This is a genomic window from Myroides albus, from assembly GCF_024722315.1.
Taxonomy (GTDB): Bacteria; Bacteroidota; Bacteroidia; order Flavobacteriales; family Flavobacteriaceae; genus Flavobacterium; species Flavobacterium album_A.
This window is the reverse complement of the sequence record NZ_CP102754.1, coordinates 1,096,867-1,118,727: the sequence shown is the minus strand read 5'-3', so window position 1 is coordinate 1,118,727 and position 21,861 is coordinate 1,096,867. Positions and strand designations below refer to the sequence as shown.

Sequence of the window (21,861 nt, the reverse complement as noted above, 5' to 3'; positions counted from 1 at the left end):
CTGGACTTGGTAACTTAGCCTGGACATTAAGTTAAGCATAAAAACTTATCTTTGAATTATGAAAAGAATTAGAAAGGCCTACGATGCTGCATTTAAGCAGCAAGCCGTTGAACTGGCTAAGGAAAGAACAAACAAATCAGAATTGGCTCGTGAGCTTGGAATCAGACCTACATTATTGTATAAATGGTGTAAAGAAGCTCAAGAGTTAGGCGATGCTAGTTTTCCAGGCAATGGGAAACAAAAACTTACTCCAGAACAAGCAAGAATTAAAGAGTTAGAGAAGAAGTTAGCAGCTGTCGAATTAGAGCATGAAATATTAAAAAAAGCAATCGGCATTTTCTCAAAGACCGGCAAATGATTTACATGTTCATATTTGATCATGAACATGAATTTCCGATTGGGATTATGTGTAAGGTTTTAGAGGTAAGTAGAAGTGGTTATTATCATTGGAAACGGTCTCCTGTTAATAAAAGACAACAAGCCAAAGCAAATCTAAAACGTGTTATTACAGAAGTTTATCTAGAATTTAAACAGCGTTATGGCAGTCCTCGTCTTACAATAGAACTCAATGCACGAGGATATAAGATATCAAAACCTACCGTTGCTAAGTATATGAAAGAGTTAGGATTACGTAGTAAAGTAGCTCGACGATATAGAATAACCACAGACTCTGAACACAATTATTTAGTGGTTGATAATATTTTAGATAGACAATTTAAACAAACTGAACCAGGGAAAGCCTGGGTGTCTGACATTACTTATATCGCTGTTAAAGAAGGGTTTATTTACCTAACTACAATAATAGATTTATATGATAGAAAGGTTATTGGATGGAGTTTGAGTAAAGATATGTCAACAGAAAACACCACCTTAGCAGCCTTTAAAATGGCTAAAAAGAACAGAGCTTTTGAAGAAGGACTAATTTTCCATTCTGACCAAGGAGTACAATATGCAAACTACAAATTTGCCAACTACCTGAAGTCATTTAAGGTTGTTAGAAGTATGAGTAGAAAAGCAAATTGTTGGGATAATGCCGTAGCGGAAAGCTTCTTTAAATCCTTAAAAGTGGAGATGGTTTATGGAAATTTACAACTAAGTACAAAGAAAATGGAGTCTAAAGTCTTTGAATATATCGAAATGTGGTATAATAAAAGACGCAGACACTCCTACTTAAACTACCAGACAATCAACGAATTTAATCAAATAATAAATAGTAATAAAGCTGCTTAACTAATTGTCCAGATTTCGTTTGGATATCCATACAATTAGATTTATTTGAGAGTGCCAATATTGAGTTAAGTACTCCTAAAAGAAAAAATCAACTTGACTATAAGCCACAATTCTTTTTATACCAAAAAGGTAGGAAAAGAATTGAAACCTTATTCTCTCAATTATGTGATCAATTTATGATTAAACGTAATTATGCTAAATCATTTGATGGCTATAGAACCAGAATATTATCTAAGATAACTGCCTTGACTACAATACAATATATTAATAAATTCTTACTCAATAGAAATCTAAATACTTTAAAAAAACCGATTGTTTAAAATGCACAACGGGTTATACCATATATATGGTAGTGGAGGTGGCACGGTATAATATAGGATGTTCGTAATGATATGTTTTTCTGGATATAGTTTGGTTCGGAGACAGATTTAGTATCGTTCGCAAAAGGGGTCTTTATCCTACTAAATACCGATGTTTTTCCGAACAGCTTCCGAACAAAGTGCTTAGTAAGGCGTAACAGATTTCTTATAAGCCTTGTCAATAAAGAGGTGATAAGGATTATCGTTTTTTTTTATGGTTATAAGTTAGCAAGAATAAATAAGCATCTCAAGATACCTAGCTATAGTTTATACACATCACTAAAACTGAGAACCGTTAACCGAAAACTGTTAACTAATCTCCGTTCGCGCAGTAAATACTCCCATTCACGCACTCATTTTTTCAGAAGTTGTGTTGTCAGATTACGTTTGTGATAGAATTAATCAAGAAAAAGATGAGAACACTACTATGTTTGTTATTAACCTTATGTGTAGGTGCTGTGCAGGCACAACAGATTCTGCTATCGGGTACAGTGGTAAACGATAAGAATAAACCAATCGAGAATGTGAATGTGTACCTTGAAGATAGCTTCGAGGGAGCATTGACTGATGCGAAAGGGTATTTCAGTTTTATAGTTACAGATACAGTAGTGAGGGGCGTGCTGAAGTTAATGCATGCACAGTATGGCAATCTCGATGTAGAAATCAATACAAAGGAGAATTATAATGAACATTTTGTGTTAAGTAGTCAATATGAGGTGATGGGAGAAATCCTTATTATCGCGAATAGCAAGAATAAAAGAGAACGCGCAGAGAGTATTGGGTTAAATGCAATGGATGTAGTGAGTACTGCTGGGAGTCCCGGTAATATTATGGGAGTACTAAGTACCATGCCAGGGGCGCAGACGAATGGAGAGGATGGGAGACTACTGATACGTGGAGGTAGAGCAGAGGAGAGTGGTATATTCGTCAATGGTGTAAGAGTGTTTCAGCCTTATACTTCTTCTGTAGGTAATGTACCTGTGCGCTCTAAGTTTAATCCGTTTCTGTTTAAGGGAATATCTTTCTCAGCAGGGGGGTATAGTGCAGAGTTTGGAGATGCGTTATCGGGAGTATTACAGTTAGATACATCAGATGAGATAGATCCATCGCGTAGAGACTACTCTATCTCTACTGTAGGAGGGAGCTTCGCACAGACACATCAGTGGGGCAAGAACTCACTGTCGTATAGTCTAAACTATCTAAACTTAGGAGCCTATACTGCAGTGGTAAAGCAGCGATATAATACTAAAAAACCTTTCTCTACAGCTTCTGGGGAGATGATGTATAAGCGCGAGATTAAGGATGGTGGATATAAACTATATACTGCTGTGGACTTCTCTACCATCAAGTATGAGCAAGAGATACAGCCAAGTAATCGAGTAGATACACTAGGCTTTAAGTCGAGTAATGTGTATATGAATAGTGTGTTCTTTAAGAAGCTTACTCCTTATATGCGACTTGATATTGGTACAGGGTTAGGGTATATGGATTATACAGGAGATAGCAATGATCTGAGCTTAAAGAAGATTAGTTGGGATGTGAATCAGAAGGTGAAGTTTTCTTATCAGTGGAATGGGCAGTTTCTGTCTTTTGTAGGGGTAGATGTACAGGCTTCTAAATTAGATTTGACGAGAAGTGAAGGGAGTAGAGCAGAAGCCTTTGGTACAGATACTAATAGATGGGCACTGTTTTTTGAGAACAATTGGAAGATAACGTCAGACTTGTCATTGAGGGCAGGTTTGAGAACGAGTAAGTATTCAGAAATATCAGATTGGACAGTAGAGCCACGTGCGATGTTGACTTATCAGGTGACACCTAAGCATCAGATGTCTTTTTCGTATGGGGTGTTTAATCAGGCTGTGAACTTAGAGCAGTCATTAGCAGTGAAACAAGAAGACTGGATGCAGGCTAACCATTATATACTGAACTATACTTATGAGTTTAGAAAGCGTCTATTGAGAGCAGAGATGTTCTATAAAGATTATAGTAAGTTGCTCTTAACGCCATTAGGTAAGCCAAGTGAGTATGCACAGTTAGGAGAGGGATATGCAAAGGGATTTGACTTGTTTTGGAAAGATAATATCACGTTTAAGAATTTTAGCTATTGGGTAACTTATACTTATATAGACTCTCAACGCAAAGAGATGTATTGGAACGAATGGATACAGCCGTCTTATGTAGTAAAGTACAACTTCTCTGTGGTGACGAAGTACTGGATAGATCAATGGAAATCTCAGGTGAGTATGACGTATAACTACAGTAGTCCACGTCACTTCTACGATATGAATACTACTAATAAAACTACTTATGAGAGTAGTCCGATACACAATGTGAGTATGAGTTGGGCTTATCTATTCAGTGGGCAAAAGATAGTGTACTTATCAGTAGATAATTTGTTAGGTAGAAATCCTGTATACGCTTATCAGTTTAATCAACGTGGAGGACAACCAGATGTAACGAATGCCTCTGCGAAGCGATTTATATATGTAGGATTTATGTGGACGATAAGTGCAGATAAAAAGAAGAACCAATTGGAGAATTTGTAAAACAACAATACAAACAGTAGAGACATTGGAAACAACAGTTCGCGCAGTTCGTTTTTTAAGGGTTTAATCGTCAGTGTAGATTTATTGTGTAATTAAATAATTAGAAAGATGAGAAAGTTATTAATTTTATTATTCGGTGTATTTAGTGTAGTGAGTTTCGGACAATCTAAATACGAAGCAGGAATGCAAAAAGCGATGCAACAATGGCAAAGTGGGCAATCGAAAGAGGCAGTGGCTATGTTAGACCGTATAGCGATGTCTGATAAAGAGAACTGGATACCGGTGTACTACAAGGTGCTTATTAGTATCACAGGAGGGTTTAGTAATCCACAGGCTGATGCCGTAGAAGATATCGTGATGGCTAATCGCGTACTAATAGACCAATGGTTAGAAACAGGGGGAAGCGAGTGGTATGTACTGAAGGGAATGAATGAGACACTAGAGTTGATTACAGATCCGATGAATAAGGGGATGGTGCAGACTCCAATTATCAATAAAGCGTATGATAAGGCGATAGAGTTAGACCCTACTAATCCGAGAGCAGTGTATTCTGTGGCAAGTTTTCAGATTAATAGTGCTAAGTTTATGAAAGTAGATATGGATTATTACTGTAAGATGCTAGAGAAGTCGATAGAGCTATTCGATAAACAGGAGAGTGATGTGCCATTCTATCCATCATGGGGAAAAGATTGGGCATTAAAAACACAAGAAATGTGTAAAGTGAAGTAAATTAGATGAGTTTGTAGTAAATTAGTATATGAAAAAAGTAGAAATGAATGTTAATTGGCGTAGACATATTGTATTGGCCTGTAGTATATCGGTACTGATCAGTTTGGTTATTTCGTATTTTACTTTTCGTAATAGCGAGTTAAGCTTGGGTGAGCTATTGATAAATTATCGTTTTTTGAAAAATACGTTTTTGTCTTTTGTATTGTCGATGTTGATTTACGCAGCTAATGTATTAACGAGTGCATGGGTGTGTAGGGTAATGGATAAACGAGATGCTAAAAATGAAATAGCTATGAGTAAGATTACTCGTAACGCTGTTTTTTTTGTCAATGGCATTTTGACATCTATAGTTTCTTATTACTTATTCTTGGCGCTAATTTTGAATTTATTTTATAGCTTGTCTTTTAAAGCTTTCTTTCTTGGGCAACATTTAAGTTTTGGCAATTTTTTAGGAGCATTGTTATTAAGTACTTTTATTTTGCTTATTGTGTTTACGTTTGCCTATCACGATGAACTTAGGTTGTTAGAATTAAAGAATAGAGAGATGGAGATAGAGCTACAAAAAAGTCAAATAGAAGGGATGAAAGAACAACTGTCTCCCCATTTCTTGTTTAACAATATGAATGTACTCATCAGTACAATCCAAGAAGATCCAGTAAAGGCAGAACAGTTTGCCCGTTCGTTCTCTAAGATATATAGATATGTATTAGAGAAGTTAGATTATCCCTTGTGTAACTTATCTGACGAAGTATCTTTTATAAGAGATTATGTCTATCTACTCAATGTGAGATATGATAATGCAATAGCATTTAGCATTAGTGAAGAGGTGATAAAGTATGATGATGTAGAAGTGCCTACCTTGAGTTTGCAACTATTGATTGAAAATGTAGTAAAGCACAATGTAATTCCTTCGGAGGGAAGTATTAGAGTAGAATTGCGTATAGAAGAAGGAGGGTTAGTACTGTGGAATGAAAAATATGCTAAGCCCAAAGAAGTGTATTCATCTGGACTGGGATTACAGAATTTGTCTAAGCGCAATAAGTTAATGGTGAAGCAAGATATTGAGATAAGTGATTTGGAAGATAGTTTTAGTGTTAGAATTCCTTTAGTTAGAATAGAGAGTTGATGAAAATAGTAATTATAGAAGATGAGAAACCTGCAGCGAGACTGCTGACAAGAGAGCTGGAGAAGTTAGGATTCGAGGTACAGCAGATATTGTATTCTGTAGGAGAGGCTATACTTTGGTTGATGCAACATGAGCATCCAGATTTGATATTTGCTGATATACAGTTAGCAGATGGATTATCTTTAGAGATATTCGAGCAAGTAGAGGTTAAGAGCGCTATTATCTTTGTCACAAGTTTTGATCATTATGCGATTAAGGCATTTAAGCTAAATAGCATTGATTATTTATTAAAACCGATAGAGCCAATAGAGTTGTTGGGTGCTATTAATAAATACAAGGCACAACAACGCAGTACAACACAGACGGTAGAGAGCCTCAGACACAGTATAGGGGGGAGTAACTATGCAAAACGGCTGATGATAAAAGTGGGAATGCAGATAAAGATGGTGTTGGTGGATGAGGTAGTATGTTTTTATAGAGAGGATAGAGGAGTATATATTTCGACAGTGGAAGGTAAGACTCATCTGTTAGATGAGGAGTCTCTAGAGGCTGTTATTAAAACGGTTAGTCCGAAGAAGTTCTTTCGGGTGAATAGATCTCAAGTAGTGAGCATCGATTATATAGAACAGATTATACAATTATCTACTTCTCGGTTAAAACTAACGATGAAGAATTATACAGCTGAGGTGATTGTGAGTAGAGAAAGAGTGGGTGAATTTAAGAGCTGGTTAGCGGAGAATTAGTTAGAAGTAAAACGAAAAATGCTGATGCTGAATAAAAAAAGTTGTTTTTTTATTGTGTTAGATAAAAAAAGCTTTACTTTTGCACCACTAAATGAGAGGAGGTGTATGAAAACATGTTGATCATTCCAATTAAAGACGGAGAAAATATCGATAGAGCACTAAAGCGCTATAAAAGAAAATTTGACAGAACTGGGACATTACGTCAGTTAAGATCTCGTCAGCATTTCACGAAACCGTCTGTACAAAAAAGAGACAAAATGCAAAAAGCTGCATATATCCAACACTTAAGAGATTCAGTAGAAATCTAAGATAGGGTTGTGAATAAAAAGCTAACCGTTGTAATAAAGTATTAACTTTGTTGCAACGGTTTTTTTATGGAAGAAAGTTTACAGAGATTTTTAGCGTATTTAGACAAGGAAAAGAATTATTCAGACAAGACGATTATTGCTTATAAGCGAGATATCGAATCTTTTATGGCTTTTTTGGAAGTCGAATGTGTGAGTTATAAGGAGGTAACTTATGATCAGGTTAGAGGCTGGTTGGTAGGGCTTGCAGAATCCGGTATTCAAAATAGATCTATTAATCGAAAGGTTAGTGCATTGCGCAGTTATTATAAATTCCTGATGCAGGTAAAAGAAGTTGAGTTGAATCCTCTTCAACTGCATCGCTCGTTGAAAGTGAAAAAGAGATTACAGTTGCCTTATAGTAAACAAGAGATTGAATTGGTGAGGGAAAGATTAGTTGCGGAAGAAGGATTTGATAGTTTGAGGGATTTGGTTATTGTAGAGTTGTTATATGGGGTGGGGTTGCGCCGAGCAGAGTTGGTAAACTTGAAAGTGAATGATATTGACTTCGACTTGCATCAAGTGAGAGTTGTGGGAAAAGGCAATAAGCGAAGAAATATACCAATGATAATGGAGTTAGAAGAATTGTTGAAAAGGTATATTAAAGTTAGGGATTTGGAAGTGAGTGAGATAGCTTGTGGAGGAGAGTTATTACTAAATAAAAGGCGGAATAAAATTGATGAAATGTTTGTTTATGGCGTAATAAATCGCTACTTTAGTGATACAACAAGTAAGGAAAAGAATAGTCCTCACGTGTTGAGACATTCGTTTGCAACTCATTTATTGGAGAATGGAGCGGATATAAATTCAATTAAAGAATTAATGGGGCATGAAAGTTTGTCAACTACACAAATGTATGCGCAAGTCAATTTATCTGAATTGAAGAAAGTGTATAAGGCGACACATCCCCGAACGAAGAAGAATAAAGATTAACCTTTAAAATCGTTAGTTATGAAAGTAAACATTCAGGCTGTAAATTTCAATGTAGATCGCAAGTTGGTAGATTTTGTCAATGAGCGTTTGGCTAAAGTGGAAAAATTTTATGATAAAGTAGTTTCAGTTGATGTTTTTCTAAAATTAGAGAACTCTAGTGATAAGGAAAACAAAACGGCAGAGATGAAATTGTTGGTGCCAGGTGATGAGATGATAGTGAAAAAAACAAGTAAAAGTTTTGAAGAGAGTGTGGACTTAGGAGCCGACGCTTTAGAGCGTTTAGTTGTGAAATTCAAAGAAAAACAGAAGTTATAATAATTGAAAAAAATAAGTAAATTGTTTTTTTTAATCAATAAAATATATACATTTGCAGTCCGTTAGAAATAGCGGACTTTTTCTATTGAGTCAATTGCCGGTGTAGCTCAGCTGGCTAGAGCAGCTGATTTGTAATCAGCAGGTCGTGGGTTCGAGTCCCTCCATCGGCTCAAGGAAAAGCAATATCAAACACAGTTTGAGGGGAGATACTCAAGCGGCCAACGAGGACGGACTGTAAATCCGTTGGGAAACCTTCGCAGGTTCGAATCCTGCTCTCCCCACCACTAAATATAAGAGACAAAAGCCGGTGTAGCTCAGGGGTAGAGTGCTTCCTTGGTAAGGAAGAGGTCACGGGTTCAAATCCCGTCATTGGCTCAGGTTTTTTTATTATATTTGAACACTAATTATATAACTAAGATTAAATTATTAAATCATGGCAAAGGAAACTTTTGATCGTTCGAAGCCGCACTTAAACATCGGTACTATCGGACACGTTGACCACGGTAAAACTACTACTACAGCTGCTATTACTAAAGTATTAGCTGATGCAGGATTCTCTGAGGCTCGTTCATTTGATTCAATTGATAACGCTCCAGAAGAAAAAGAGCGTGGTATTACAATTAATACTTCTCACGTAGAGTACCAAACAAAAAACCGTCACTATGCGCACGTTGACTGTCCAGGTCACGCGGATTACGTGAAAAACATGGTTACTGGTGCTGCTCAAATGGATGGTGCTATCTTAGTAGTTGCTGCTACTGATGGACCAATGCCACAAACACGTGAGCACATCCTTTTAGGACGTCAGGTAGGTATTCCAAGAATCGTTGTATTCTTAAACAAAGTTGACTTAGTTGATGATGCTGAGTTATTAGAGCTTGTTGAGATGGAAGTAAGAGATTTATTATCTTTCTACCAATACGATGGTGATAATGGACCAGTAGTTAAAGGTTCTGCTTTAGGAGCTTTAAACGGAGAGAAACAATGGGTTGATGCATTATTAGAGTTAATGGAAGAAGTTGACAACTGGATCGAAGAGCCAGTACGTGATAACGAGAAACCATTCTTAATGCCAGTAGAAGACGTATTTACAATTACAGGACGTGGAACTGTTGCTACAGGACGTATCGAAACTGGAGTTGCTAATACAGGAGATGCTGTTGAAATCATCGGTATGGGAGCTGACAAATTAACTTCTACAATTACAGGAGTTGAGATGTTCCGTAAAATCTTAGACCGTGGAGAAGCTGGAGATAACGTAGGTTTATTATTGAGAGGTATTGACAAAACTGATATCCGTCGTGGTATGGTTATTTGTAAACCAGGTTCAGTAAAACCACACGCTAAATTCAAAGCTGAGGTTTATATCTTGAAAAAAGAAGAAGGTGGACGTCACACTCCATTCCATAACAACTACCGTCCTCAATTCTACGTTCGTACAACTGACGTAACTGGAACAATCCAATTACCAGAAGGAACTGAGATGGTTATGCCTGGGGATAACTTAACTATCACTGTTGAGTTGTTAAGCCCAATCGCTTTATCAGTAGGTTTACGTTTCGCTATCCGTGAAGGTGGTAGAACAGTAGGTGCTGGTCAGGTAACTGAAATTTTAGACTAATTTATTAGTATAAATAAATTTTAAAGTCAGCGGGACTACCGCTGACTTTTATTAACAAACGGGTGTAGTTCAAGGGTAGAATAGCGGTCTCCAAAACCGTTGATGGGGGTTCGAATCCCTCCACCCGTGCAAAAAAGATTTATCATGAAAGTTTTTAATTACATATCAGAGTCTTTTACAGAACTTAAAACAAATGTAACTTGGTCACCATGGTCGGATGTACAACGTTATACAATTATTGTAGCTATTTTTGCAGTATTGTTTTCGCTGGCAACTTGGGGTGTGGATACACTTTTTGCAGATTTGTTAGGTATATTCTATAAATGGGCTAAAGCATAAGAAAAAATATTATGGCTGATACAAGCGTAAAAAAATGGTATGTAATCAGTACAGTCAGCGGACATGAATTGAAGGTTAAGAATTATATCGAAACTGAGATTGCTCGCTTAGGACTTTCTGATTATCTATCTCAAGTCTTAGTGCCTACCGAGAAGGTTGTTAGTGTTACTAAAGATGGAAAAAAGAAAACGACAGAACGTGTATATTTTGCAGGATATGTTTATATCGAAGCTAATTTAACAGGTGAAGTTCCTCACGTTATTAAATCAATACCAAGTGTAATTGGTTTTTTAAGCGAGAAAAAAGGAGGAGAGCCATTGCCAGTTAGAGAGGCTGAAGTTAATCGTATCTTGGGAAGAGTAGACGAGCTTTCTGTTAAAGTTGACATGGGTGTTATACCATTCAAAGAAGGAGAGAATGTAAAAGTGATTGATGGTCCATTTAATGGATTTGATGGAGTTGTTGAAAAGATTAACGAAGAAAAACGCAAGTTGGAAGTTATGGTTAAGATTTTCGGAAGAAAGACTCCATTAGAGTTGACTTTTACGCAAGTTGAAAAATTATAATGTTACATATAAACGCATCTTGCTTCCAAAAGAGATGTGCTAAATTTTTGAAAAATGGCAAAAGAAATTAGTAAAGTAGTTAAACTACAAGTTAAGGGAGGTGCTGCGAACCCATCGCCACCGGTTGGACCTGCTTTGGGGGCTGCTGGAGTTAATATCATGGAGTTCTGTAAGCAATTTAATGCTAGAACACAAGATAAACCTGGCAAAGTGTTACCAGTACAAATTACTGTGTACAAAGACAAATCTTTTGATTTTGTTGTTAAAACGCCACCTGCTGCTGTTCAATTATTAGAGGCTGCGAAAGTGAAATCTGGATCTGGAGAGCCAAATAGAAAAAAAGTAGCTAGCGTAACTTGGGATCAAGTTCGTGCTATTGCAGAAGATAAAATGCCTGACTTAAATGCATTTACAGTTGAAGCAGCTATGAGTATGATAGCTGGTACTGCAAGATCTATGGGTATATCAGTAACAGGAAATGCTCCTTTTTAATTGTAAAAGAAAGAAGAAATGGCAAAATTAACGAAAAAGCAAAAAGAAGCAGCTGCTAAGATCGAGAAGAACAGATTATATTCTTTAACTGATGCATCTGCGTTGATTAAAGAAGTTGCATCTGCAAAATTTGACGAATCTGTAGATATCGCTGTGCGTTTAGGTGTAGATCCTCGTAAAGCTAACCAAATGGTTCGTGGAGTTGTAACTTTACCACACGGAACAGGTAAAGACGTTAGAGTATTAGCATTAGTAACTCCTGATAAAGAAGCGGAAGCTACTGCAGCTGGAGCTGACTATGTAGGACTTGACGATTATTTACAAAAAATTAAAGATGGTTGGACAGATGTTGATGTTATCATCACTATGCCTGCTGTAATGGGTAAATTAGGTCCTTTAGGACGTGTTTTAGGTCCAAGAGGTTTAATGCCTAACCCTAAGACTGGTACAGTAACTATGGACGTTGCGAAAGCAGTTCAAGAAGTGAAAGCTGGTAAAATCGATTTTAAAGTTGATAAAACTGGAATTGTTCACGCGGCTATCGGAAAAGCATCTTTTGATGCTGAGAAAATCGCAGACAACGCAGCTGAATTAATTCAAACATTAATCAAATTAAAACCAACTGCAGCTAAAGGTACTTATATCAAGTCTATTCATATATCTAGTACTATGAGCCCTGCTATTGCTTTAGATCCTAAAGCAGTATAATTGGTAGATAAAAATTACACGTATGACTAGAGAACAAAAAGCAGTAGCGATAGAGGATTTAAAAGCTAAATTAGCTGATAATAACATTATTTACATCGCTGATATTTCGGGATTAAATGCAGAGGTTACTTCTGGATTAAGAAAAGCTTGTAACAAAGCTGGAATTAAGTTAGAGGTTGTTAAAAACACATTGCTTGCAAAAGCTATGGAATCTTCTGATAAGAACTATGAAGAGCTTCCTTCTACTTTAAAAGGAAATAGCGCTATTATGTTTGCTGAAGTAGCTAATGCTCCAGCAAAAGTTATTAAAGATTTCCGTAAAAAAGGTGACAAACCTCTTTTTAAAGGAGCTTACATCAACGAAGAAATTTATGTTGGAGATAACTTATTAGATACATTAGTAGCTATTAAATCTAAAGAAGAAGTTATTGCAGAAATCATTGGATTACTACAATCTCCAGCTCAAAGAGTTATTTCAGCTCTACAAAATCAATCAAAAGACGAAGAATAGTATATCTATTGAAAGTCTTTCATTGTTCACATAACGAACGCACATTAATAAATTATATTTTTACAAATCATTAAAAGATAGAAAAATGGCAGATTTGAAACAATTCGCAGAACAATTAGTTAACTTAACAGTTAAAGAAGTTAACGAATTAGCAACTATATTAAAAGACGAGTACGGAATCGAACCAGCTGCTGCAGCAGTAGTTGTTGCTGGTGGTGCTGACGGTGGTGCTGCTGAAGAGCAAACTGAATTTACAGTTGTATTGAAAGAGGCAGGAGCTTCTAAATTAGCTGTAGTTAAAGCTGTTAAAGAATTAACAGGTTTAGGATTAAAAGAAGCTAAAGATATCGTAGATTCTACACCAGCTAACATCAAAGAAGGAGTTTCTAAAGATGAGGCTGAAGGTCTTAAAAAATCATTAGAAGAAGCTGGAGCTGTAGTTGAGCTTAAATAAGCTTTCTTTCTAAAATATTCTAGGTTTAGGCCTTGGGAGCATTCCCAATGGCCTAAACCATTTTGCGTATAAAGCGATTTGTACGCTATTATTCAAATTCTAATCAAAATTTTTTGTCCATTGATGATCACAAATCAGACTGAAAGATTAAATTTTGCTTCTACGAAGAATATTCCTGCTTACCCAGATTTCTTGGATATTCAGGTTAAATCCTTCAAAGATTTCTTTCAATTAGAAACGAAGTCCGAAGAGAGAGGCAAAGAAGGTTTGTACAATACCTTCATGGAGAACTTCCCGATTACTGATACAAGAAACCAGTTCGTGTTGGAGTTCCTTGATTATTTTGTTGATCCTCCTCGTTATTCTATTGAAGAATGTATTGACAGAGGACTAACTTACAGCGTTCCGCTAAAAGCGCGCTTGAAGTTATACTGTACTGACCCTGAACACGAAGATTTTGAAACTATCGTTCAAGATGTTTATTTAGGAACAATACCGTATATGACTCCAAGTGGTACTTTTGTAATCAATGGAGCTGAGAGAGTCGTTGTTTCACAGTTACACCGTTCACCTGGTGTTTTCTTTGGACAATCATTTCATGCTAATGGTACTAAATTGTATTCAGCGAGAGTTATTCCTTTTAAGGGATCATGGATTGAGTTTGCTACCGATATTAATAGCGTGATGTATGCTTATATCGATAGAAAGAAAAAGTTACCAGTGACAACTTTATTCCGTGCTATCGGATTTGAAAGAGATAAAGATATCCTTGAGATTTTCGATTTAGCGGAAGAGGTTAAAGTATCAAAAACTGGTTTAAAGAAATACATCGGCCGAAGACTTGCTGCTCGTGTTTTAAACACTTGGCATGAAGACTTCGTAGATGAGGATACTGGAGAGGTTGTTTCAATTGAAAGAAATGAGATTATCTTAGACCGTGATACAGTCCTAGATAAAGATAATGTCGAAGAAATCATTGAGGCTAACGTTAAGACTATCCTTATACATAAAGAGGACAATAATCAGGCAGATTATGCCATCATACATAATACTTTACAAAAGGACCCTACTAACTCTGAAAAAGAGGCAGTAGAGCATATCTACCGTCAGTTGCGTAATGCTGAACCGCCTGATGAGGAGACTGCACGTGGTATTATTGACAAATTGTTCTTCTCTGATCAACGTTACAATCTAGGTGAAGTTGGTCGTTACAGAATGAACAAAAAACTTAATCTTGATACCCCTATTGATAAACAAGTTTTAACAAAAGAAGATATTATCACTATTGTTAAGTACTTGATTGAATTAATTAACTCAAAAGCTGAGATTGATGATATTGACCACTTATCTAACCGTCGTGTTAGAACTGTAGGTGAGCAATTATCTGCTCAGTTTGGTGTTGGTTTAGCTCGTATGGCTAGAACAATTCGCGAGCGTATGAATGTACGTGACAACGAAGTGTTTACTCCTATCGATTTGATTAACGCTAAGACTTTATCGTCAGTTATTAATTCATTTTTTGGAACAAATCAGTTGTCTCAGTTTATGGATCAAACGAACCCATTGGCTGAGATCACTCACAAACGTCGTTTATCTGCTTTAGGACCTGGAGGTTTATCTAGAGAGAGAGCTGGTTTCGAGGTTCGTGACGTTCACTATACTCACTACGGACGTTTATGTCCTATTGAGACTCCTGAGGGACCAAACATTGGTCTTATTTCTTCTTTAGCTGTATACGCTAAAGTAAATAATATGGGATTCATCGAGACTCCTTATCGTCCTGTAGTTGATGGTAAAGTAGATATCGTTAATGAGCCTGTTTACTTAAGTGCAGAAGAGGAAGAAGGAATGTTAATTGCACAAGCAAACGTTCCTGTTGATACTGAAGGAAGAATGACGGAAGAAAGAGTAGTTGTTAAAGAGGAAGGGGATTTCCCTGTGGTTGAACCTAAGGATATACATTATACCGACGTTGCACCAAACCAAATTGCTTCTATTTCTGCTTCATTGATTCCTTTCTTAGAGCATGATGATGCGAACCGTGCGTTGATGGGATCTAACATGATGCGTCAAGCTGTTCCTTTATTACGTCCAGAATCTCCAATTGTAGGTACTGGTTTAGAAAGACAAGTTGCTTCTGATTCACGTGTTTTAATTAATGCTGAAGGAGATGGAACTGTTGAATATGTAGATGCTCAGAAAATTATTATTAAGTATGATCGTACGGATGATGAGCGATTGATTAGCTTTGATCCAGATGAGAAATCTTATAATTTAATTAAGTTTAGAAAAACGAATCAAAGTACTTGTATTAACCTAAAACCAATCGTTAGAAAAGGTGATAGAGTAACTAAAGGTCAAGTGCTTTGTGATGGATACGCTACCCAAGCTGGAGAGTTAGCATTAGGTCGTAATCTACAAGTGGCTTTTATGCCATGGAAAGGTTATAACTTTGAGGATGCTATCGTAATCTCTGAGAAAGTAGTGAGAGAGGATATCTTTACATCTATTCATATCGATGACTATACTTTAGAAGTTAGAGATACTAAATTAGGTAATGAAGAATTAACTAATGATATTCCTAACGTTTCTGAAGAAGCAACAAAAGATTTGGATGAAAACGGTATGATCCGTATTGGTGCTGAAGTGAAACCTGGTGATATTTTAATTGGTAAGATTACTCCTAAAGGAGAGTCAGATCCAACACCAGAAGAAAAATTACTTCGTGCTATTTTCGGTGATAAAGCTGGGGATGTTAAGGATGCTTCATTAAAAGCTTCTCCTTCATTAAGAGGAGTTGTATTAGATAAAAAGTTATTTGCACGTGCAGTAAAAGATAAACGTAAACGTTCTAAAGATAAAGATGAATTGGCTTTACTTGAAACTAAGTTTGAAGTTAAGTTTAACGAATTGAAAGAGCGTTTAGTTGAGAAATTATTCTTTATCGTAAATGGAAAAACATCTCAGGGGGTGTTAAACGATTTAGGAGAAGAAATTTTACCAAAAGGTAAGAAGTTTACTCAAAAAATGCTTTATGCTGTTGATGACTTTGCTCATTTAACAAAAGGTCAATGGACAACTGATGAGGATGCTAATGATATGATTACTGATTTAATCCACAATTACAAGATTAAATTGAATGATCTACAAGGGGTACTTAGAAGAGAGAAATTCATGATTACTGTTGGAGATGAGTTACCATCAGGAATTCTTAAATTAGCAAAAGTTTACATTGCTAAGAAAAGAAAACTACGTGTGGGAGATAAAATGGCAGGACGTCACGGTAACAAAGGTATCGTTGCGAGAATCGTTAGAGACGAGGATATGCCATTCTTAGAAGATGGTACACCAGTTGATATTGTGTTGAACCCATTAGGGGTACCTTCGCGTATGAACATTGGTCAGATTTATGAAACAGTTTTAGGTTGGGCAGGTCTTAAATTAGGTAAGAAGTATGCTACACCAATCTTTGACGGTGCAGAATTAGATCAGATTAATGAGTTAACTGATGAAGCTGGTATTCCAAGATTCGGACACACTTACCTTTATGATGGAGGTACAGGTGAGAGATTCCACCAAAGAGCTACAGTGGGTGTTATCTACATGTTGAAATTAGGTCACATGGTTGATGATAAAATGCACGCACGTTCTATTGGTCCTTACTCGTTGATTACTCAACAACCATTAGGAGGTAAGGCTCAATTTGGAGGTCAACGTTTTGGAGAGATGGAGGTATGGGCTTTAGAGGCTTATGGTGCATCAAGTACATTACGTGAGATTTTGACGGTGAAATCAGATGACGTTATTGGTAGAGCGAAAACTTACGAAGCTATCGTTAAAGGGGAAACTATGCCAGAACCAGGACTACCTGAATCATTCAATGTATTAATGCATGAATTAAAAGGTCTTGGATTAGACATCAGATTAGAAGATTAAACTAAGATAATAGAGTAAGCAGTACTTTACTGCTTACTCTTAATATCATACACTTTAACAAGTAAGTTTACCATGAATAAAAATAAAGAGAAAAATACCGTTAAAAGGTTTAATAAAATCTCAATCGGTTTAGCTTCACCTGAATCGATTCTTGCTGAATCAAGAGGGGAAGTTTTAAAACCAGAAACTATTAACTATCGTACTCATAAACCTGAGAGAGATGGTCTTTTCTGTGAACGTATTTTCGGACCTGTAAAAGATTATGAGTGTGCTTGTGGTAAGTATAAAAGAATCCGTTACAAAGGGATCGTATGTGACCGTTGTGGGGTTGAAGTTACTGAGAAAAAAGTACGTAGAGATCGCGTAGGACACATTAACTTGGTTGTTCCAATCGCTCATATCTGGTACTTCCGTTCTCTTCCAAATAAGATTGGTTATATCTTAGGATTACCATCTAAGAAATTAGATATGATAATCTATTATGAGCGTTATGTTGTTATCCAAGCGGGTATTGCAAAAGACGCTGAAGGTGAACCTATCAAACGTTTAGATTTCTTAACTGAAGAAGAGTATTTGAATATCTGTGATACTCTTCCGATGGAAAATCAATATTTAGATGACAATGATCCTAATAAATTCATCGCTAAAATGGGTGCTGAATGTATTATGGATTTATTGGCAACTACTGACTTAGATGAATTGTCATATACACTGCGTCATGCTGCTAATAATGAAACATCTAAGCAAAGAAAAACTGAGGCATTAAAACGTTTACAAGTTGTAGAGTCTTTCCGTGAATCAAATTTGAATCGCGAGAACAGACCTGAGTGGATGATCTTGAAAGTTATTCCAGTTATTCCACCTGAATTACGTCCATTAGTTCCATTAGATGGAGGTCGTTTTGCAACTTCTGATTTGAATGACTTATATCGTCGTGTAATTATTAGAAACAACCGTTTAAAACGATTAATGGAGATTAAAGCTCCTGAAGTTATTTTGCGTAATGAAAAACGTATGCTTCAAGAAGCTGTAGATTCTCTATTTGACAACACAAGAAAATCTTCTGCTGTTAAAACTGAATCTAATCGTCCATTAAAATCTTTATCTGATTCGTTGAAAGGTAAACAAGGTCGTTTCCGTCAGAACTTATTAGGTAAACGTGTTGACTATTCTGCTCGTTCAGTAATTGTTGTTGGACCTGAGTTAAAGTTATACGAGTGTGGATTGCCAAAAGATATGGCTGCTGAACTTTACAAACCTTTTGTTATTCGTAAGTTAATAGAAAGAGGTATCGTAAAAACAGTAAAATCTGCAAAGAAAATTATAGATAAGAAAGAGCCTGTTGTTTGGGATATCTTAGAGAACGTGATTAAAGGACATCCAGTTCTTTTGAACCGTGCTCCTACGTTACACAGATTGGGTATTCAAGCTTTTCAACCTAAGTTGATTGAAGGTAAAGCAATTCAGTTACACCCATTAGTGTGTACTGCATTTAATGCCGATTTCGATGGTGACCAGATGGCTGTGCATTTACCATTAGGACCTGAAGCTATTTTAGAGTCTCAATTGTTAATGTTAGCTTCTCACAATATCTTGAATCCTGCAAATGGTGCTCCTATTACTGTACCTTCTCAAGACATGGTACTTGGTCTATACTATATGACTAAGTTACGTAAGTCTACACCAGAGGAAATTGTAAAAGGAGAAGGTCTTACTTTCTATTCTGTAGAAGAAGTACACATTGCTATTAATGAGGGTAAATTAGATTTGAATGCAGGTGTTAAAGTTAGAGCTAAAGACTATAACGCTGAAGGAGAGTTAGTTTATCAAATTATTGAAACTACAGCTGGTAGAATCTTATTTAACGAGGTTGTACCTGAGGTAGCAGGATATATTAATGAAGTATTGACTAAGAAATCTTTAAGAGATATTATTGGTCGTATTTTAAGTATCACTGATGTGCCTACTACGGCAGCATTCCTTGATGATATTAAGAACATGGGATACGGTTACGCATTCCGTGGTGGTTTATCATTCAGTTTAGGTGATATTATGATTCCTGGACGTAAACAAGAATTAATTGATGATGCGAACCAACAAGTAGATCATATTACGATGAACTATAACATGGGTCTTATCACAAATAATGAGCGTTACAATCAGGTAATTGACGTTTGGACATCTACAAACGCAATGTTAACTGAGCTTGCGATGAAGAATATCCGTGAGGATAAACAAGGGTTTAACTCTGTGTACATGATGCTTGATTCTGGAGCGCGTGGTTCTAAAGAGCAGATTCGTCAGTTAACTGGTATGCGTGGTTTGATGGCTAAGCCTAAAAAATCTACTGCTGGTGGTGGTGAGATTATTGAAAACCCAATTCTTTCTAACTTTAAAGAGGGACTTTCGATTTTAGAGTACTTTATTTCTACGCACGGTGCACGTAAAGGTCTTGCCGATACGGCATTAAAAACTGCGGATGCTGGTTACTTAACTCGTCGTTTACACGATGTTGCACAAGATGTAATTGTAAATAGTGAAGATTGTGGTACTTTAAGAGGAATCGAAGTTAAAGCTCTTAAAAAGAATGAGGAAGTTATTGAATCATTAGGAGAAAGAGTATTAGGTCGTGTTTCATTGAATGATGTAGTGAATCCATTAAACTCTGAAATCATTGTACACGCAGGTCAAGAAGTTAGTGAAGCAATTGCTAAAGCTATTAATGCTGCACCAATTGAGTCAATCGAGGTTCGCTCTCCATTAACTTGTGAGGCTAAAGCTGGTATTTGTTCTCAGTGTTATGGACGTAACTTAGCTACTGCTAAGATGGTTCAAAAAGGTGAGGCAGTTGGAGTTGTTGCAGCTCAATCTATTGGTGAGCCTGGTACACAGTTAACATTAAGAACGTTCCACGTTGGGGGTACTGCAGGTAATATTTCAGAAACTTCAAGTATCAACTCTAAGTTTAAAGGTCGTCTTGAAATGGAAGACTTAAAAACAGTTAAAGGAGAGGATAATGAAGGGAAAGTTATTGATATCGTTATTTCTCGTTCGACTGAGGCTAAATTATTTGATGTTAATACAGGTATTTTATTAACTACGAATAATATTCCTTACGGTTCTACAATCTATGTTGAGGATGGAGCTATTGTTGAAGAGGGAACTACTATCTGTAAATGGGACCCTTATAATGGTGTAATTGTTTCTGAGTTTACTGGTAAGATTGCTTACGAAGATATCGAGCAAGGACAAACGTTCATGGTTGAGATCGATGAGCAAACTGGATTCCAAGAGAAAGTTATTACTGAGTCAAGAAATAAAAAGTTAATTCCTACTTTATTAATTTATGGTAAAGATGGTGAGTTAATACGTTCTTACAACTTACCAGTAGGGTCACACTTAATGGTAAATGATGGTGAGAAAATTAAAGCTGGTAAAGTTTTAGTTAAGATTCCTCGTCACACATCTAAAGCTGGGGATATTACAGGAGGTCTTCCAAGAATTACAGAGTTATTAGAAGCTCGTAATCCTTCAAACCCTGCTGTTGTTTCTGAAATAGATGGTGTTGTATCTTTTGGTAAGATTAAGAGAGGTAACCGCGAAATCATCGTTGAGTCTAAAACAGGTGATGTTAGAAAATACTTAGTTAAGTTATCTAATCAAATTCTTGTTCAAGAAAATGACTTCGTTAAAGCTGGTATGCCATTATCTGATGGAGCTATTACTCCGGAAGATATCTTAAGAATTCAAGGGCCTTCTGCTGTTCAACAGTACTTGGTTAATGAAATTCAAGAGGTTTACCGTTTGCAAGGTGTAAAAATTAGCGATAAACACTTCGAGGTTGTTATTCGTCAAATGATGCGTAAAGTGCAGATTCAAGATCCAGGGGATACTTTATTCTTAGAGGATCAATTAGTACACGCAAGTGATTTTATCGAAGAGAACGATAGATTATTCGGAATGAAAGTAGTTGAAGATGCTGGTGAATCTGAAAATCTAAAAGAAGGACAAATTGTTACAATGAGAGAGTTACGTGATGAAAACTCTTTATTAAGACGTGAAGATAAGAACTTAGTTGTTGCGCGTGATGTAATGCCAGCTACAGGTACTCCAATTCTTCAAGGTATTACTAGAGCTTCATTACAGACAAAATCATTTATCTCTGCTGCTTCTTTCCAGGAAACAACAAAAGTATTGAACGAAGCTGCTGTTGCTGGTAAGGTTGATACATTAACAGGATTGAAAGAGAATGTTATTGTTGGACATAGAATCCCTGCTGGTACAGGTATGAGAGATTACGACAATATTGTTGTAAGTTCTTTAGAGGAGGATGGTATCCTTTAATAATTAAATAAATATAAGATTATGAGTGAAGATCATAAATTTGACATTGAGCTTGATGAGCTAACTGCCGAGGGTACTTTTAGTAATCTTGCAATAATTAATCATTCAAACACTGAGTTTGTTGTTGATTTTGCTAGTGTTATGCCTGGAGTTCCTAAAGCTAAGGTGAAATCTCGTATTATTTTAACTCCCCATCATGCTAAGCGATTAGCAAATGCCTTGTTAGATAATCTACAAAGATTTGAAGCAGCTAATGGTGAGATTAATGACAGTGGTAGTGTTTTTGATCCGAACTCTGTAAGCTTTGGACCTAAAGGAAAAGCATAATTTTATATCATCATATCTAAACCCCCTATTCATTTGAGTAGGGGGTTTTCTTTTTATAAAATAAAAAGGGCGCTTATGGTATAGCGCCCTTTTAAATTGTAAAAAAATAAAGCAAAAAAAATAAAATAATACTTGTGCTTGCCTTACATAAATAGAGGTTTATGGCTTTCTCTTTGTACTTTCTGTACCTATTATGTCATACAAACTATAATCTTTATTTTCTTACAATTAGTTATAT

The 21,861-nt window shown here is 36.3% G+C and carries 19 protein-coding genes, 4 tRNA genes and 1 pseudogene; all 24 read left to right on the top strand.

Translation table 11 applies throughout. From position 1 onward, the window contains the following. Positions 1-58: 58 nt before the first annotated feature. The 24 genes and pseudogenes from NWE55_RS05310 (at position 59) to NWE55_RS05195 (ending at position 21,623) form a co-directional block, all read left to right on the top strand. Complete coding sequence (locus tag NWE55_RS05310) at positions 59-358, top strand: transposase (RefSeq protein WP_240142878.1); 300 nt, start codon at positions 59-61, stop codon at positions 356-358. Positions 359-363: 5 nt separating this feature from the next. Then, complete coding sequence (locus NWE55_RS05305; protein WP_258204062.1) at positions 364-1,230, top strand: IS3 family transposase; 867 nt, start codon at positions 364-366, stop codon at positions 1,228-1,230. Between the two features lie 26 nt (positions 1,231-1,256). Then, positions 1,257-1,550, top strand: a pseudogene (locus NWE55_RS05300) (transposase); the annotation flags it as partial. 452 nt (positions 1,551-2,002) lie between these two features. Continuing rightward, a complete protein-coding gene (locus NWE55_RS05295; protein ID WP_258204643.1) occupies positions 2,003-4,135 on the top strand; it encodes a TonB-dependent receptor in 2,133 nt (710 codons plus the stop codon). 108 nt (positions 4,136-4,243) lie between these two features. After that, on the top strand, positions 4,244-4,864 hold the full coding sequence (locus NWE55_RS05290; protein WP_131540236.1) for a tetratricopeptide repeat protein: 621 nt from the start codon (positions 4,244-4,246) through the stop codon (positions 4,862-4,864). Between the two features lie 28 nt (positions 4,865-4,892). Next, the gene (locus NWE55_RS05285) at positions 4,893-5,990 is read left to right on the top strand and encodes a sensor histidine kinase (RefSeq protein ID WP_258204642.1); all 1,098 of its coding nucleotides are present in this window, start codon (positions 4,893-4,895) and stop codon (positions 5,988-5,990) included. Continuing rightward, a complete protein-coding gene (locus tag NWE55_RS05280) occupies positions 5,990-6,733 on the top strand; it encodes a LytR/AlgR family response regulator transcription factor (RefSeq protein WP_155091300.1) in 744 nt (247 codons plus the stop codon). Before NWE55_RS05285 ends, NWE55_RS05280 begins: the two co-directional genes overlap by 1 nt. A gap of 113 nt (positions 6,734-6,846) precedes the next feature. After that, positions 6,847-7,041, top strand: coding sequence for a 30S ribosomal protein S21 (gene rpsU / locus NWE55_RS05275; RefSeq protein WP_155091418.1), 195 nt, complete (start codon positions 6,847-6,849; stop codon positions 7,039-7,041). A 66-nt stretch (positions 7,042-7,107) separates the two neighbouring features. Further along, positions 7,108-8,010: a tyrosine-type recombinase/integrase gene (locus NWE55_RS05270; RefSeq protein ID WP_258204641.1), complete on the top strand. Its 903-nt coding sequence runs from the start codon at positions 7,108-7,110 to the stop codon at positions 8,008-8,010. Between the two features lie 18 nt (positions 8,011-8,028). Next, entirely contained in the window at positions 8,029-8,325 is a 297-nt protein-coding gene (gene hpf, locus NWE55_RS05265; RefSeq protein ID WP_155091302.1) for a ribosome hibernation-promoting factor, HPF/YfiA family, read from the top strand. A gap of 96 nt (positions 8,326-8,421) precedes the next feature. Next, positions 8,422-8,495: transfer RNA gene (locus NWE55_RS05260), tRNA-Thr, on the top strand. Positions 8,496-8,525: 30 nt separating this feature from the next. Then, positions 8,526-8,609 (top strand) — tRNA-Tyr (locus tag NWE55_RS05255). A gap of 19 nt (positions 8,610-8,628) precedes the next feature. Beyond that, positions 8,629-8,700, top strand: a tRNA-Thr gene (locus NWE55_RS05250). A gap of 58 nt (positions 8,701-8,758) precedes the next feature. Further along, complete coding sequence (tuf, locus tag NWE55_RS05245; protein ID WP_155091303.1) at positions 8,759-9,946, top strand: elongation factor Tu; 1,188 nt, start codon at positions 8,759-8,761, stop codon at positions 9,944-9,946. A gap of 58 nt (positions 9,947-10,004) precedes the next feature. Next, positions 10,005-10,075, top strand: a tRNA-Trp gene (locus NWE55_RS05240). Between the two features lie 12 nt (positions 10,076-10,087). Continuing rightward, entirely contained in the window at positions 10,088-10,285 is a 198-nt protein-coding gene (secE, locus tag NWE55_RS05235) for a preprotein translocase subunit SecE (protein ID WP_160338871.1), read from the top strand. Positions 10,286-10,296: 11 nt separating this feature from the next. Next, on the top strand, positions 10,297-10,851 hold the full coding sequence (gene nusG, locus NWE55_RS05230; RefSeq protein WP_155091305.1) for a transcription termination/antitermination protein NusG: 555 nt from the start codon (positions 10,297-10,299) through the stop codon (positions 10,849-10,851). 54 nt (positions 10,852-10,905) lie between these two features. Next, positions 10,906-11,343, top strand: coding sequence for a 50S ribosomal protein L11 (gene rplK, locus NWE55_RS05225; protein WP_155091306.1), 438 nt, complete (start codon positions 10,906-10,908; stop codon positions 11,341-11,343). Between the two features lie 18 nt (positions 11,344-11,361). Then, on the top strand, positions 11,362-12,051 hold the full coding sequence (gene rplA, locus NWE55_RS05220) for a 50S ribosomal protein L1 (protein ID WP_155091307.1): 690 nt from the start codon (positions 11,362-11,364) through the stop codon (positions 12,049-12,051). Positions 12,052-12,073: 22 nt separating this feature from the next. Next, complete coding sequence (gene rplJ, locus NWE55_RS05215) at positions 12,074-12,562, top strand: 50S ribosomal protein L10 (protein ID WP_155091308.1); 489 nt, start codon at positions 12,074-12,076, stop codon at positions 12,560-12,562. 85 nt (positions 12,563-12,647) lie between these two features. Further along, positions 12,648-13,016 carry a 50S ribosomal protein L7/L12 gene (gene rplL / locus NWE55_RS05210; RefSeq protein ID WP_155091309.1) on the top strand — a complete coding sequence of 123 codons (369 nt, stop codon included), beginning with the start codon at positions 12,648-12,650 and terminating at the stop codon, positions 13,014-13,016. A gap of 123 nt (positions 13,017-13,139) precedes the next feature. Further along, positions 13,140-16,952 carry a DNA-directed RNA polymerase subunit beta gene (rpoB, locus tag NWE55_RS05205; protein ID WP_155091310.1) on the top strand — a complete coding sequence of 1,271 codons (3,813 nt, stop codon included), beginning with the start codon at positions 13,140-13,142 and terminating at the stop codon, positions 16,950-16,952. A 72-nt stretch (positions 16,953-17,024) separates the two neighbouring features. Further along, positions 17,025-21,296, top strand: a complete 4,272-nt coding sequence (gene rpoC, locus NWE55_RS05200) for a DNA-directed RNA polymerase subunit beta' (protein WP_155091311.1) — start codon at positions 17,025-17,027, stop codon at positions 21,294-21,296. A 21-nt stretch (positions 21,297-21,317) separates the two neighbouring features. Beyond that, entirely contained in the window at positions 21,318-21,623 is a 306-nt protein-coding gene (locus NWE55_RS05195; protein WP_155091312.1) for a DUF3467 domain-containing protein, read from the top strand. The last annotated feature ends 238 nt before the right edge of the window (positions 21,624-21,861 follow it).

Coding starts and splice junctions, on each gene's coding strand:
- rplL (WP_155091309.1), top strand. CDS start 12,648: ATGGCAGATTTGAAACAATTCGCAGAACAATTAGTTAACTTAACAGTT.
- NWE55_RS05305 (WP_258204062.1), top strand. CDS start 364: ATGTTCATATTTGATCATGAACATGAATTTCCGATTGGGATTATGTGT.
- rplA (WP_155091307.1), top strand. CDS start 11,362: ATGGCAAAATTAACGAAAAAGCAAAAAGAAGCAGCTGCTAAGATCGAG.
- rpoB (WP_155091310.1), top strand. CDS start 13,140: ATGATCACAAATCAGACTGAAAGATTAAATTTTGCTTCTACGAAGAAT.
- NWE55_RS05310 (WP_240142878.1), top strand. CDS start 59: ATGAAAAGAATTAGAAAGGCCTACGATGCTGCATTTAAGCAGCAAGCC.
- NWE55_RS05290 (WP_131540236.1), top strand. CDS start 4,244: ATGAGAAAGTTATTAATTTTATTATTCGGTGTATTTAGTGTAGTGAGT.
- rplJ (WP_155091308.1), top strand. CDS start 12,074: ATGACTAGAGAACAAAAAGCAGTAGCGATAGAGGATTTAAAAGCTAAA.
- rpoC (WP_155091311.1), top strand. CDS start 17,025: ATGAATAAAAATAAAGAGAAAAATACCGTTAAAAGGTTTAATAAAATC.
- NWE55_RS05280 (WP_155091300.1), top strand. CDS start 5,990: ATGAAAATAGTAATTATAGAAGATGAGAAACCTGCAGCGAGACTGCTG.
- nusG (WP_155091305.1), top strand. CDS start 10,297: ATGGCTGATACAAGCGTAAAAAAATGGTATGTAATCAGTACAGTCAGC.
- hpf (WP_155091302.1), top strand. CDS start 8,029: ATGAAAGTAAACATTCAGGCTGTAAATTTCAATGTAGATCGCAAGTTG.
- NWE55_RS05285 (WP_258204642.1), top strand. CDS start 4,893: ATGAAAAAAGTAGAAATGAATGTTAATTGGCGTAGACATATTGTATTG.
- NWE55_RS05270 (WP_258204641.1), top strand. CDS start 7,108: ATGGAAGAAAGTTTACAGAGATTTTTAGCGTATTTAGACAAGGAAAAG.
- NWE55_RS05295 (WP_258204643.1), top strand. CDS start 2,003: ATGAGAACACTACTATGTTTGTTATTAACCTTATGTGTAGGTGCTGTG.
- tuf (WP_155091303.1), top strand. CDS start 8,759: ATGGCAAAGGAAACTTTTGATCGTTCGAAGCCGCACTTAAACATCGGT.
- rplK (WP_155091306.1), top strand. CDS start 10,906: ATGGCAAAAGAAATTAGTAAAGTAGTTAAACTACAAGTTAAGGGAGGT.
- NWE55_RS05195 (WP_155091312.1), top strand. CDS start 21,318: ATGAGTGAAGATCATAAATTTGACATTGAGCTTGATGAGCTAACTGCC.
- rpsU (WP_155091418.1), top strand. CDS start 6,847: ATGTTGATCATTCCAATTAAAGACGGAGAAAATATCGATAGAGCACTA.